This is a genomic window from Sodalis sp. (in: enterobacteria) (genome assembly GCF_047607725.1).
GTDB lineage: Bacteria > Pseudomonadota > Gammaproteobacteria > Enterobacterales > Enterobacteriaceae > JBLKSS01.
Window position 1 is genome coordinate 1 of the sequence record NZ_JBLKSS010000050.1, and the last position, 13568, is coordinate 13568.

The window sequence follows — 13568 nt, forward strand, 5'->3', positions numbered from 1 at the left end:
GGTAATAAGCCTGGGTCGCAAGAACTATCTGTTCTTCGGTTCGGATAGCGGCGGCGACCGGGCGGCGCTGATGTATACGCTGATCGGCAGTTGCAAACTGAACGGCGTGGAGCCGGAAGCGTATCTGCACCATGTGCTGGCGATTATCGCAGATCATCCCATCAACAAAATCAAAGAGCTCCTGCCGTGGAACCTCACCATCCCTGCTGAATAACTGTCAATACGGCGCTGGGCGTATGCTTACGTGTATTCAACCCAATAAATTCGCCGTCAATCGTTTCCGCCTATGTGAATTATTTCGGCCACCCTACATCAATTGCACAATTCAGGTAATTATGCCGGACTAAGTTGCCCCGCCCATGACGGTAACTCACCATCATCGCCGCATCTTCCATTAAGATGGCCACACAGTGCCAATGTGGCCACAGAGTGTCGATGTTGGCGCGACAGAAAATGGACCCCGCCGCTGTCTCGCGAAAGGAGGGCTGGCAAATAGGGTGATGTTCTTTGCGGCGGGTCACAGATGTAGGGCATCGCCCTCTGCGGCAATCAGTTGGTTTTTTCGCCGAGGATAGCCTTCAGGTCGCTGCGCAAAGACGACAGGGTTTTGTCGACTTTTTCCTTGCGTTCCGCATCTTCTAGCAGGTTGATAATGGTCTCTGACAGGGTGTTTCCACGTCGCTGGGCCAGCGCGGCCAACCGTTGCCAAACCAGGTATTCCAGATCGATGGATTTCTTGCGCGTATGTTGATGTTCAGCGTTAAAGTGCCGCTTGCGCCGCGCCCGAATAGTTTGCTTCATGCGGTTTTCCAGCACGGGATGCATCGACTCGCGAATCCATTTCAGGATCTTTTCCGGCTGGTGCTGATAACTGATAAGCTCCTGAACAGATTCCGCCGCCGCACTGTTTTCCTCGTGACGGGAGATGCGCTCCCCTTCACGGTGTTTTTTAATCAGGTATTTCCACTTCCAACCTGTTTCCAGATTTTCAAGCTGCTGGTATTTCATAGGAGCGCACCTGTGACCGTGTAACCTATGCCTGATGATAGCATTGTTGGTTGTTATTTCACTAATATTTGTCCGTGCCGATCATTTGACGCCCGCATCGGGGCGTTGAGTCAATGATGCGTCAGGTAGCAAAACAGGCCGAGACGAAGCAATGTCTCTTCTTGTATAATCAGCGTTTCCCCCTGAACAGCGACGTTATTTATCATTTTGACCAATAAAAAATTAGAATGGAAATATTTACTGCCCGATCTGGCCGGTTTCGCGGCGGTATTTGACCAACCCTGCCCGCCTCTGTCCGCCCCTTTGGCAACGCTTCAGGCCCGTCTCACGGACGGGTTGACGCAATTTTGCCATTCACGCTCGCCCAGCCGTTTTATGCTGCTGACGGCACAAGAGGAGGATGAATATTTTCAGCTAATTGCCGAGACGGTGAAACAGATCCTGCCGGCGTCGGGTCAGCCCGTCGGCAGCCGCTATGTCGTGACCGGTATGGGCGCAAGCGAACAGCCGGCGACCAWGGTGGATGATAACTTCGCCGCGCGCGACGCCTGCGTCTGGCAGTCCTGGGTGGAATATGAGCCGCTGTTTGGCGCGCTGCGCTGCTACCGGGATGTGATCGATCTGCAGCCGGGCCTGGTGCATCGCGCCAACGGCGGTGTCCTTATCGTCGGCGTACGCGCGCTGGTGAGCCAGACTTTGCTCTGGCTGCGGCTCAAGCAGATGATCTTGCAGCAGCGCTTCGATTGGCTGCCGGCGGACGAAAACCGGCCATTGCCGGTGTCCGTACCGTCGATGCCGCTGAACTTGCGGCTTATTGTGGTCGGCAACCGCGAAGGATTGGCCGACCTTAACGATTTGCAGCCCGAGCTTACCCGTTTGGCGCTGTATGGCGAATTCGAGTCCGAATTGCGCATTGCGGGCGCGGAGGAGATGACCCAATGGTGCGCCTGGGTAAACACACTCGCGCAGCGCCAGGGATTACCGCTACTGAGCGCCGATGCTTGGCCGACGCTGGTGCGACAGTCGGTCCGCTACAGCGGCGATCAGTGCCAGCTGCCTTTATGTCCGCAGTGGCTCATCCGCCGGCTAAAAGAGGCGGCGCTGTACGGCTCCCAGCAAGCGCTGACCGCCGCGGCGTTTACTGACAGTGAGCGCACCCGTGTCTGGCGCGAGAGTTATCTCAGCGAGCGTATGCAAGACGAGATCGCCGAAGGCCAGATCATGGTGGAAACCGAGGGGCAGGTGGTCGGCCAGGTCAATGCCCTTTCGGTGCTGGATTTTCCGGGCCACCCGCTGCCGTTCGGCGAGCCGTCGCGCATTAGCTGCGTGGTCCATTTGGGCGACGGCGAAATCAACGACGTGGAGCGCAAGGCGGAACTGGGCAGCAATCTTCACGCTAAGGGCATGATGATCATGCAGGCGTTTTTAATGTCGGCGCTGGAGCTCGACCAACAGCTGCCCTTCTCCGCCTCGCTGGTCTTCGAGCAGTCCTATGGTGAGGTAGACGGGGATAGCGCCTCGCTGGCGGAAGGGGTGGCGCTGATTAGCGCCCTGGCGGATAAACCCATCAATCAGCAAATCGCCGTCACCGGCTCGGTGGATCAATTCGGCCGCGTACAGCCCATCGGCGGCGTCAATGAGAAAATAGAAGGCTTCTTTGCCCTGTGCCAGGCGCGTGAGCTGACCGGCGCCCAAGGGGTGATTCTTCCTACCGCCAATGTGCGCCACCTTTGCCTCAATGACGATGTCATCGAGGCGGTGCGCGAGGGGCAATTTTCTCTCTGGGCGGTGGAAACTATCGATGATGCGTTGGAAATCCTGACCACGATGCCGTTTGACCACGACAAGCGTCCAAGTCTTCTTGCGTCGATACGCGAGCGTATCGCCAATGTTAATCTGCACGAACGGCAACGTTTGCCCTGGGGCTTCCGATGGCTAAACTGGTTTAACCAGAGCTAAGGGAATTGTCAGCGGCCTGCATGTCGGGTAATGTGCGGGACTCAATAATTAAGGTTTAGAGAAATATGGTAGATAAACGCGAATCCTATATCAAAGAAGATCTGCTGGCGTCCAGCCTCGGCGAACTGTTCGGCAAAGAGGGCCCGCAGTTGCCGGCACCGAATATGCTGATGATGGACCGGGTGGTCAAAATGACCGAAGACGGCGGTAATTACAATAAAGGTTTCGTGGAAGCGGAACTGGATATTCATCCGGATATGTGGTTCTTCGGCTGCCATTTTATCGGCGATCCGGTGATGCCCGGCTGTTTGGGTCTTGACGCCATGTGGCAGTTGGTGGGTTTCTATTTGGGCTGGCTGGGCGGCGAAGGCAAAGGCCGCGCGCTGGGCGTGGGCGAAGTGAAATTCACCGGGCAGATTTTGCCGAGCGCGAAAAAAGTGACTTATCGCATTCATTTCCGCCGCGTGATTAACCGCAAGCTGGTGATGGGCATGGCTGACGGCGAAGTGCTGTGCGACGGTACCGTCATTTATACCGCGAGCGATTTGAAAGTCGGTCTGTTTAAAGATACCGCGGCTTTCTGATGCTCACCGCCGGCATGACGTTGATTCCTGCCGGCGCGCGCCGACGGTGTCCAAAAAAAACCTCCGCGCCAGGCGGAGGACCTTCTTGGGTGACAGATCAGATAACCGACCGGTCTTCCATGGCTTTGCGCCAGCCTCCCAACCAGTGAGAGCGTACGTCAAGTGATTGATATGGACAAAGTTTACGGGTACGCCCTGACAGACCCGCTTGATAGCCGCGTGAATGAGCACGTTCAAGGCGATCTCGTTTTTGTCTTTTCATAGGTTTATCCCTCATCATCTTGGCTGGTTGAAAGAAAACGGTAACCTCTAACGGCAAGGTTACACCTAATCTTTAACGAGAAAAGCGGCGAAGATCAAACCACCATGTCATCGATTTGTCATCTCGGCAGGGCAAAATTGACAAATCTCTCAGCCCTGAAAAAGACGCGGGTCGGGATAAACCGCTGAATTGTCTCTTGTGTCGGCCACCTCGGCGGACGCCGTCCACGACAGCCGGCGGCTTATGTAAATGATTATAATAAATAATTATTAGTTTATAGCTATAAATTCTTTCGCCACCTGCTGCCCGACCGTTTTCCAGCCCTGTGCCAGCGTACGCACCAGCGCGTCATAGCCATCCTTTTCCTGGGGCAGCGTCAGGTTAAACGGCTGGCGGATGACGCGTCCGTCGTGGGTCAGAAGCCACACCCCCCTGGACGACCGCGCGCCCATCGTAACGGCCGTGGAAACCGGTGATGGTCACCACCAGTTGGTCGCTGTCACCGCTGCTGCCGATGGGTTGCGTGGACACCAGCGTCCCCGGTAGCGCGGCGCTTAAATTTGCCACCAGCGATTGCTGTAACTGCTGTTCCAGCGGACTGGCCCACAGGTTGCTGCGGGCCGTGATGTACTGCACGTCGCTGGTTTGATAGACCAGTCCGTTGCCGGCCAGAAAATCCGCGACCGATACCTGCGCGACCCAAAGCTGCCGACGGGCAGCGCGGCTGTCGGCGCGAAAGGGCGTGGCGGCCGGTCCCTGCCCGTCGGCGGCGCTGCCCGCACCGGACGCGGACGCGCTTGCCCCGGCGGTGGAAAGTGTCGTCGCGTTGCTCGCCGACTCGAACGGCAGCTGATAGTAGGTGTTGCCGTCGCCGGTGGCGCAGGCGCCGAGCAACAGCACCGTCGCCAGCGCTAAAAGTCTCCCTTTTTGCATCATTTAGCCCTCTTCGGCTGTGGATCTTTACCTTTATCCGCTTCAAAAACCAGCACATTGCTCTTGCTGTTCAGCGTCCGCAGCACCTGATCGAGACGCTGCATGTCCGCCACCATTTTATTGTAGGCAGGGGCGCCGGGCTGGAACCCTTTCATACTGCGGTTCAGCTCTTTCAAGGTCTGCTGCATATCTTGGGGCAATTGCTGCATCGACGCGCTTTCGGTGATCTTATTCACGGCCTTCAGCGTGCGCTGTAGCTCCTGTAGCGTGCTCCGACTTTGCGCCAGCGTACTGGTGGCTTGATTGAGCATCGGATCGAGCGGTAGCGCATTGATTTTATCCAGCGTCGCGGTCAGTTTCTGCTGTATCTGCGCCAGACCGGCGCTGGTAGTCGGCAGGACCGGGTAACTCTTGACGGTGGATGGCCCCGGCCAGGCTTTTTGGCCTGCGGATAGAAATCCAAATCGACATACAGTGCGCCAGTCAGCAAGTTGGCGCTCTTGAGCGCCGCGCGGAAGCCCTGCCCTTCGGCCGCGGTCAGGCGCTTATTGATATTAAAGTTTTTACCCACCTTGCTGATAAAGCTATCCGGCTCAATGAGAATGAGCACCGGCACGCGATAGTCGCCGTTCATTTCCTGATCGGTGCTGACGGTGGCGAACGGCACCTCAGCCACGGTCCCCAGGCGAATGCCGCGGAATTCTACCGGCGCCCCCGGTTGCAGGCCGCGAATCGAATCGTCAAAGAACAGGACATAGTCCTGATGTTGGGTGTAGAGGGAATCGGCGATGTCGTTTTTATTATCAAACAGCTGATAACGCTGCTGTTCTTTGGCCGACTGTCCCAGTTCCCAGCCGGTCGGCACATCAAAACTGACGCCGCCGGCAAACAGCGTGGTCAGTGAGCCCATTTCCACGCGCATGCCGGAGGCCGACAAATTGAGCGCCACGCCGCTGTCCTTCCAGAAACGGACATTGGTGGTCACCAGGCTATCATAAGGCGCGTTGATAAAGAGCTGATAATTCATCATGCGCTTAAGCGGATCGAAGGTAAGCGCCCCGTGGAGGACGTCTTGAATTATTGGTGGATTTGTTGTATGGCCCGGTAAGAATATGTTCCGCTACGATGCCTAGTGAACCCGCATCCTATAAGGGACGGCTGTCAGATCATGGATAATCCGGCGATGATAGTGTCCACTTAAATTTTAATGGACACTATTACAAACTTCAGAACCACTAATTTCATATCACTCAAACCGGGATGGAAATAAAAGTTATTAAAATCAATATAATGTGAAAACGCAATGAGCATAAGCGTGTAGCGTAGGTTTACTGTCTTATACAACAAATCCACCAATAATTCAAGACGTCCTCCACGGGGCGTTTACGATCGAAGTGGCTGGTTTCCACCGTACCGACGCGGAAGCCGCGAAACAGCACCGGATCGCCGGCGCTCAGCTGACCCGAACGATCGCTGTCCAACTGGATACGGATACCGCGCGCATCGGGGGAAGCCAGCGGCGGTGCGTCCAACAGTTTAAATTCCCGCGATGTCTCTTCGCTGGATCCGGGTTGCAGCTGAATATAGGCGCCGGATAACAGGGTACCTAATCCCGACACCCCTTCCTTGCCGATCTGCGGTTTCACCACCCAAAACGCCGAGTCTTTGTTAAGCATTTTTTCCATGCCGTTATAGATGCGCGCTTTGATTTCCACCTGGCGCAAATCGTCACTCAGCATCACGCTCTCGACGGTGCCGACATCCACGCGGCGGCTTTTAATAGCGGTTTTTCCGGCTTCAATACCGTCGGCGCAGCTGGTTGTCAGGGTGATCACTTTGCCCTGATGGATGAAATGGTAAAACAGGATCCAGGCGCCAATGAGGACGTTAACAATGGGAATGATCCACACCGGCGACCAGCGTTTGATCTTCTCCACCCGGGCTTCCTGATAATTATTTTCCGTCAACGGTCGACTCCTTTAGCGTGGTATGCGAAGCCCTGTCCCACAAAAGACAGGGGTCAAAAGTTTTGGCGGCGATCATGGTCAAGATGACGACCGCGGCAAACAGCAGCACGCCGATACCGGGGCTGATGCTCATCAGCCTACCCATACGCACCAGGCCAGACAGCACGGCAATGACAAAGACATCAATCATCGACCAGCGGCCGACGAATTCCACCACCTCGTAGAGTAGGTGCATCCGTTCGCTGTCGGCCGCGTTTCGCTCGCCGCGACCGGCGGCGTCCCAGCACAGCCAGCCCAGCGCAATCATCTTCAGGCTAGGGACCATGATGCTGGCGATAAAAATCACCAGCGCCACGGTATCGAGCCGTCCTCCCACAGCAGGATGACGCCGGCCATGATGGTGGAGTTAAGCCGATTGCCAAGCCCATCGGTAATCATAATCGGCAAGAGATTGGCCGGCATATAGAGCATCAATGAGGTCAATAACAGCGCCAGCGTCCATTGCAGGCTATGGATACGGCGCGCGCCCTCGCGGGTGCGGCAGCGCGGACAGACGGCGGCGTCCGCGGGCAGGATTAGCGTACAATAGCTGCAGGCGCGTATGCCCTGCGCCAGACCGCCCTCACCGGGCCGCAAACGCGTTACCGGCGACGTGAACGGCATGATGACGTTCCATAACCAGCGAGGGTCGACGCACTGTAACGCCCTCAGCTGCAGCAAGCAGAAGAAACAGAAAGGAATAAAACCGTCGCCGATTCCTATCTGGCCGTAAGCCATCAATTTGACAAAGCTGACCAGCACCCCGACCAAGAAAATCTCCGCCATGCCCCAACTGCGCAGGGCGAATAATAACTTGGCCAGAAAAGCCTTCAGGCGAAACGGCAGCGGTACATCCAGGCACAATAAGATGATCATTATCATGCAAAGCGCGGGGATCGCCTGTACACACAGCAGAAACACGCCTGCCAGGCTGGAAAAATGATCGCTAACCATCACCAGCGGAATTTGCGGCAGCGTTATTTGCCGCTTTATGCCGGAGACTTCCATATTGACGAACGGGAAGAGGTTGGCCAGCCCCTGCATCACCAGCGCGCTGATGGCGAACCCCACCGGCTGGCGTTTCGGATCGTACCAATAGCTCTGCAGGGTGTTGCGGCACCGCGGGCAGATCCCCTTCTGGCCGGGCGGCAGCGGCGGCAGCGCCACCAATAAATCACAGTGCGGGCAAAGCACGTGATGCTGATGTCGGGGATAATCGCACACGCCTACCTCCTATTGTGCTTTCCGTTTGCGCGGGTTAACGGCGGGCGGCATGCGCCGTCCGCCAGGGCCTATTCCGCCGCGCCGTTCTTTTGCGCTTCCAGCGTTTCCCAGCGGGTGAACGCCTGCTCAAGCGCGTCTTCCGCCTGCGCAATCGCCGTCATCACCGGCTGCGTCGTCTCGTGGGGTTGACTGAAAAAGTCCGGCGCCGCCACTTGCGCCTGCAGTTGGCCTATTTCCTGCTCCAACCGCTCGATCTGCCCCGGGAGGGTTTCCAGCTCCCGTTGCAGGTTATAACTGAGTTTCCCCCCGCCGCGTTTGGCAGAAGATGGGGTGGAGCCAGGCGCGGGCGCCGGGGTCTTTTGCGCCGGCGTCGGCTGCGCCCTTAGCACGCGCCGATTGCTGCGCTGGCGCTGCGCGTCAAAATAACCGCCCACGTAGCATTCGATGCGGCCTTCCCCTTCAAAAATCCAGCATTCGGTCACCGAGTTATCCACGAACTGGCGATCGTGGCTGACCAGCAGTACGGTGCCCTGATAGCTGTCGAGGAGCTCTTCCAGCAACTCCAGGGTTTCGACATCGAGATCGTTGGTGGGTTCGTCAAGAATCAGCAGGTTGCTGGGATTGAGAAACAGCCGTGCCAACAACAACCGATTGCGCTCGCCGCTTGAAAGCGCTTTTACCGGCGTCATTGCCCGTTTCGGATGAAACAAAAAGTCCTGCAGGTAGCCCAACACGTGGCGCGAGCGACCGTTGACCATCACCTCCTGCTTACCCTCGGCCAGGTTGTCCATCACGGTACGCTCCGGATCGAGCACCGCGCGATACTGGTCGAAATAGGCGACTTCCAGCTTGGTACCGCAATGTATGCGGCCGCTGTCGGCGCCAAGTTGACCCAGCATCAACTTCAGCAGCGTGGTTTTACCGCAGCCGTTGGGGCCGATAAGGGCGATTTTATCCCCGCGCTGCACCTGCGCGCTGAAGTGGCTAATCAGCGGTTTCCCTTCTATACCATAGCTGACATCTTCCAGTTCAAAGACGATTTTGCCCGACCGTGCCGCCTCTTCCACCTGGATTTTCGCGCTGCCCATCACCTCGCGCCGTTCGGAACGCGCCTTGCGCAACGCTTTCAGGGCGCGCACCCGGCCTTCATTACACGTGCGCCGGGCTTTGATCCCCTGGCGGATCCACACCTCTTCCTGAGCCAGTTTGCGATCGAATTCGGCGTTCTGCAGTTCCTGCACCCGTAGCTCTTCCTCTTTTCCTTCCAGATATTTGTCATAATTACCCGGCCAGGAAACCAGCTTGCCGCGGTCCAAATCGACGATGCGGGTCGCCATCTCGCGGATAAACGAGCGGTCATGGGAGATGAAAATAATACTGCCGGGAAAGGTCTTCAGGAAAGCATCCAGCCAGTCGATCGTTTCAATATCCAGATGGTTGGTGGGCTCGTCTAGCAGCAACACCTGCGGTTCGCACACCAGCGCGCGGCCCAGCACCGCCTTGCGCAGCCAGCCGCCGGACAGCGATGACAGCTGGCTCTCGGCGTCCAGACCTATCTGCGCAATCACCTCATGGATACGCTTTTCCAAATGCCACAGGTTCTGGTGGTCGAGGATCTCCATCAGCCGGCCCATCTCTGCCAGATTTTTTTCGCTCGGGTCTTGTTCTACCCGCTGAGAAATCCCGTGATAGGCTTTCAGTATTTGCGCCTGCGCCTCGACCCCTTCGGCAACGAAATCAAAGACGCTGCCGGTGACGTCCCGTGGCGGGTCCTGCTGCAGCTGGGCGACGATCACATCCTGCTCGAAAATCAGTTGACCATCGTCGAGGGGCACCTCGCGGCTCAAGATCTTCATCAAGGTGGATTTACCGGCGCCGTTGCGCCCCACCAGGCAGACTCGCTCGTTGCGCTCAATATGCAGCTCAGTGTTATCCAGCAGCGGCGCATCGCTGAACGACAACCAGGCGCCGGAAAGACTGATTAATGACATGGCGTAGAGATCCTTGTCCGCATGGCTTATCAGCCAGCAGTGATGAATTTGGCGGTTGCGGGTGAAGTCCGGCGAGCGGGTACGATCGGTTATCGGCTGCGCCCGCAGGCCCAGCGCGGTCAGCCCCGCATCATCCAGTTGGAAACCGCGTCTGTTGTTGGAGAACATAATGGTGCCGCCGGGGCGCAACAGCTGTTTGAGTTCGGCCATCAGCGCCAGATAGTCGCGCTGAACGTCAAAGGTATCGGCCATCCGCTTGGAATTGGAGAAGGTGGGCGGGTCGATAAATATCACATCGAACGTTTCCTGCGCCATCGACAGCCACGCCAGGCAATCCGCCTGTATCAGCCGGTGCTGACGGCCCACCAGGTCGTTGCTGCGCAAATTTTTTTCTGCCCACTCCAGAAAGGTCCGCGACATATCCACCGAGGTAGTGCTGCGCGCGCCACCAATGCCGGCATGTACGCTGGCTGTGCCGGTGTAAGCGAACAGATTGAGGAAGTCTTTGCCGCGGCTCATTTCCCCCAGCATTCTGCGCGCGATGCGGTGATCGAGGAATAGCCCGGTATCCAAGTAGTCGGTCAAGTTGACCCATAATTTGGCGCCGTACTCCTCCACCAGCAGGAATTCGCCTTTCTGCGCCAGTTTTTCATATTGATTCTTGCCTTTCTGCCACTCGCGCGCTTTGACCACCAGACGGCTGGCCGGTATCGCCAGCACCGCCAGTGTGGCGTTAATCACATCATACAGCCGCTGACGCGCGCGCTCGGGTTCCACGCTTTTCGGCGCCACATACTCCTGGATAACCACCCAGCTGCTGTAGCGATCGATAGCGACATTGTATTCCGGCAGATCGGCGTCATACAGCCGGTAACCATCCAGCTTTTCCCGCTCGACCCATTTTTGCAGCGAGCGCACGTTTTTGCGCAGGCGGTTGGCGAAATCGGCGGCGATTTGCCCTTCCACCTGGCCGGGCGCGACGGCGGTTTCCGCCAGCAAGTAATTTTTCTGCTCGCAGTCCAGCGGGCCGTTTTTGGCTTTGAAACTGCGTTCTGCGCGCAGCATCAACGCGCCGAGCAGCGCCGGCGAGGCGCTGAACAACGATAGCCGCCAGCCGCCGAACCGGCTTTTCATGAACCGGCCGAGCTGATTGTGCAGGGCGATAAGCGCTGGTTCACTCTCCAGGCGTTCACCGTAAGGTGGGTTGCTCACAACCGTCCCGCGCGGCCCCTCCTGCAGCGGATTTACCAGCTGCGCCACCTCGCCTGCCTGGAAGGTAATCAATGCAGAGACGCCGGCGCGGCGCGCGTTTTGGCGCGCCTTCTCCAGCACCCGGCTGTCGACATCGGAGCCGTAAAAGCGCGACGCCGTTTGCGCCAGCCCCGCTCGGGCACGCTCGCGCGCTTCGTGCACCGTCTCTTGCCATAGCGCCTCATCATGCCCGGACCAGGCGGAAAATCCCCAACACGGGCGCGTAAGCCCGGGCGCGCAATCGGCCGCGATCAGCGCCGCTTCAATCAGCAGCGTACCGGAGCCGCACATCGGATCCAGCAGCGGCGTGCCGGTTTGCCAGCCGGAGCGCAGCACGATGGCGGCGGCGAGATTCTCCTTTAACGGCGCTTGACCCGCGGCGTCGCGATAGCCACGCTGGTGCAGACTGCTGCCGCTCAAGTCAAGCGACAGCATCACCCGGTCGCGGTGCAGATAGGCCTGGATGCGAATATCGGGCTGCTGGCGGTCGACATCGGGCCGGCGTGCGCCGTGGCGGGTAAAAATATCGACGATGGTGTCCTTGACCTTCAGTGCGCCATACTGGCTGTTGCGGATTGCCGCGTTGGTGCCGCTGAAATGCACGGCGAAACGTTTATCCACCGTAAACAGCGACGGCCAGTTCACCGCCTGCACATCGCGATACAGGTCGCCATCGCTGTCGACGCTGAACTCGTTCAGCGGCAGGACGATGCGCGACGCCAGACGACTCCACAACAGCGCGCGGTAAAGCAGCCGGCTATCGGCCTGGAAGTGCACGCCGCCCAGCGCAATTTTACACGAGGCGGCCCCCAGGGTTTCCAGCTCGCTTTTCAACAGTTCTTCCAAACCTTGTGCCGTGGTGGCAAACAGAGAATTCATCTGGTCCCTTATTATTAATTAAAAAGAAAATCGTTGCGCATTATAGCCAATCCTGCCCCATTGTCATAAAGTTGACCGTCATCACAAACGGCACGGAGGCAGAATGAGTATTTTATCGCGCTTATATGTGCACCCGGTGAAATCAATGCGCGGGCTGCCGCTGTCGCATGCCCTGGCCGGCGCCGAAGGGTTGACGTTTGATCGCGTTTTTATGCTCACCGACGCCGGCGGCGTCTTTATCACCGACCCCGACGGGCAAAGCCGCCACGTGCGTTTTGCCGATTTTTCCGCGCCGGCACAGCCGGGTGAGGTCTGGGGGAATCATTTTACCGCTTATCCGGCGCCGGAGACCATCAATACCTGGCTTTCCGGCTATCTTGAACAGCCGGTTACCCTCTGCTGGACGGGCGAGCATAGCCACCGGCGGGTAAAACGCTTCCCTGCCGTCCCGCTATCGTTCGCCGACGGTTATCCTTATTTACTGATAAGCGAAGCGTCCTTTTTGGATTTACAGCGCCGCTGCCCGGCGGGGGTCACTCTGACCCAATTTCGGCCGAATCTGGTGGTGACCGGCACCGAAGCGTATGCGGAGGATAGCTGGCATCATCTGCGTATCGGCGAGGTCGAGTTTGAAGTGGTGAAACCCTGTAGCCGCTGTGTTCTGACCACGGTCAACGTGGAACAGGGCCATAAACATCCTGAGGGTGAGCCGCTGCGCACCTTACAAGGCTATCGCAGCGCGGACGACGGCAACGTCGATTTCGGCCAGAATATTATCGCCCGCACCACCGGTATCGTGCGGGTGGGCGACAATGTCGAGGTCCTGAGCACCCGTAAGCCGCACCGCTATCGCGCCGGCAGCCCCGCAATCACACCCGCGCCGCCGCCCCAGGCCGCCGACGCGCCGGTGACCATTGTGTATCAGGGCCGGCAATTTACCGGCAACCAACGGGATATTTTACTGGAGCAGTTGGAGCTACAGGGCATTCGCATCCCCTACTCCTGTCGTGCCGGCATTTGCGGCACCTGCAAGGTGAAATTATTGTCGGGTGACGTTGCGCCGCTGACCGGCAGCGCGACGGCATCAGCGCCGTGGATCCTGTCTTGCAGTTGCCTACCGCACGGCGATGTACACCTGGAATAGGAATAGCGCCCGCGTGAGCGGCCTGGGACCGCTGACGCTTTCGCCAGCCTGGTCTGGCCTTATACCGCCGGCGCGAACTGCAAATCGTCCTGGCGAGGCGCCGGCTGGAGTCGGTCATGCATGATTTTTATCGCGTCGCCAAGGGCCATCCGGCGGCCGGCCAGCGTCAGACAGGGTTGGGCCAGCAGTAAGCGTACGCCCAGCGCCGTCTGTTAATTCTCCATCAAGTTATTGAAGATGATGTCCATTATTTTTTTAATGGGCGCAATTCATGAAACAAACCCCACCAAAACCCTCAAGACGTCGTCCCAATTTCCCGCTGGACTT

Annotated in this window: 7 protein-coding genes and 6 pseudogenes; 4 read left to right on the forward strand and 9 right to left on the reverse strand. The window is 57.8% G+C overall.

Annotated elements, in window-relative coordinates; all coding sequences use genetic code 11:
* Positions 1 to 214 (forward strand): transposase domain-containing protein (locus tag ACMX3H_RS05515; protein WP_415210102.1); only part of this gene is annotated, 214 nt, incomplete at its 5' end.
* A 335-nt stretch (positions 215 to 549) separates the two neighbouring features.
* Here the strand turns inward: ACMX3H_RS05515 and matP are convergent.
* Positions 550 to 1008, reverse strand: coding sequence for a macrodomain Ter protein MatP (matP, locus tag ACMX3H_RS05520; protein ID WP_025422775.1), 459 nt, complete (start codon positions 1006 to 1008; stop codon positions 550 to 552).
* A 207-nt stretch (positions 1009 to 1215) separates the two neighbouring features.
* Here matP and ACMX3H_RS05525 point away from each other — a divergent pair, with 207 nt between their 5' ends.
* Positions 1216 to 2967, forward strand: a complete 1752-nt coding sequence (locus ACMX3H_RS05525) for a S16 family serine protease (RefSeq protein ID WP_415210103.1) — start codon at positions 1216 to 1218, stop codon at positions 2965 to 2967.
* Between the two features lie 65 nt (positions 2968 to 3032).
* Complete coding sequence (gene fabA / locus ACMX3H_RS05530) at positions 3033 to 3551, forward strand: bifunctional 3-hydroxydecanoyl-ACP dehydratase/trans-2-decenoyl-ACP isomerase (RefSeq protein ID WP_415210104.1); 519 nt, start codon at positions 3033 to 3035, stop codon at positions 3549 to 3551.
* Between the two features lie 97 nt (positions 3552 to 3648).
* Here fabA and rmf read toward each other — a convergent pair whose 3' ends face one another.
* The 7 genes and pseudogenes from rmf to rlmKL all read right to left on the reverse strand — a co-directional run.
* Complete coding sequence (gene rmf, locus ACMX3H_RS05535) at positions 3649 to 3813, reverse strand: ribosome modulation factor (RefSeq protein ID WP_415210105.1); 165 nt, start codon at positions 3811 to 3813, stop codon at positions 3649 to 3651.
* Positions 3814 to 4082: 269 nt separating this feature from the next.
* Positions 4083 to 4746: pseudogene (gene pqiC / locus ACMX3H_RS05540) on the reverse strand (membrane integrity-associated transporter subunit PqiC).
* Positions 4746 to 5794: pseudogene (locus ACMX3H_RS05545) on the reverse strand (MlaD family protein); the annotation flags it as partial. The pseudogenes pqiC and ACMX3H_RS05545, both read right to left, overlap by 1 nt.
* Positions 5795 to 6128: 334 nt before the next feature.
* A pseudogene (locus tag ACMX3H_RS05550) lies at positions 6129 to 6713 on the reverse strand (MlaD family protein); the annotation flags it as partial.
* Positions 6700 to 7976, reverse strand: a pseudogene (gene pqiA, locus ACMX3H_RS05555) (membrane integrity-associated transporter subunit PqiA). The pseudogenes ACMX3H_RS05550 and pqiA, both read right to left, overlap by 14 nt.
* 68 nt (positions 7977 to 8044) lie before the next feature.
* A complete protein-coding gene (locus ACMX3H_RS05560) occupies positions 8045 to 9967 on the reverse strand; it encodes an ABC transporter ATP-binding protein (RefSeq protein WP_415210107.1) in 1923 nt (640 codons plus the stop codon).
* A 9-nt stretch (positions 9968 to 9976) separates the two neighbouring features.
* Positions 9977 to 12097: pseudogene (rlmKL, locus tag ACMX3H_RS05565) on the reverse strand (bifunctional 23S rRNA (guanine(2069)-N(7))-methyltransferase RlmK/23S rRNA (guanine(2445)-N(2))-methyltransferase RlmL); the annotation flags it as partial.
* 103 nt (positions 12098 to 12200) lie between these two features.
* Between rlmKL and ACMX3H_RS05570 the strand changes: the two are divergent.
* Positions 12201 to 13241, forward strand: a complete 1041-nt coding sequence (locus ACMX3H_RS05570) for a YcbX family protein (protein ID WP_415210106.1) — start codon at positions 12201 to 12203, stop codon at positions 13239 to 13241.
* 59 nt (positions 13242 to 13300) lie between these two features.
* Here ACMX3H_RS05570 and ACMX3H_RS05575 read toward each other — a convergent pair.
* A pseudogene (locus ACMX3H_RS05575) lies at positions 13301 to 13429 on the reverse strand (cell division protein ZapC domain-containing protein); the annotation flags it as partial.
* Positions 13430 to 13568 lie beyond the last annotated feature (139 nt).

Coding starts and splice junctions, on each gene's coding strand:
- rmf (WP_415210105.1), bottom strand. CDS start 3,813: ATGAAAAGACAAAAACGAGATCGCCTTGAACGTGCTCATTCACGCGGC.
- matP (WP_025422775.1), bottom strand. CDS start 1,008: ATGAAATACCAGCAGCTTGAAAATCTGGAAACAGGTTGGAAGTGGAAA.
- ACMX3H_RS05570 (WP_415210106.1), top strand. CDS start 12,201: ATGAGTATTTTATCGCGCTTATATGTGCACCCGGTGAAATCAATGCGC.
- ACMX3H_RS05560 (WP_415210107.1), bottom strand. CDS start 9,967: ATGTCATTAATCAGTCTTTCCGGCGCCTGGTTGTCGTTCAGCGATGCG.
- fabA (WP_415210104.1), top strand. CDS start 3,033: ATGGTAGATAAACGCGAATCCTATATCAAAGAAGATCTGCTGGCGTCC.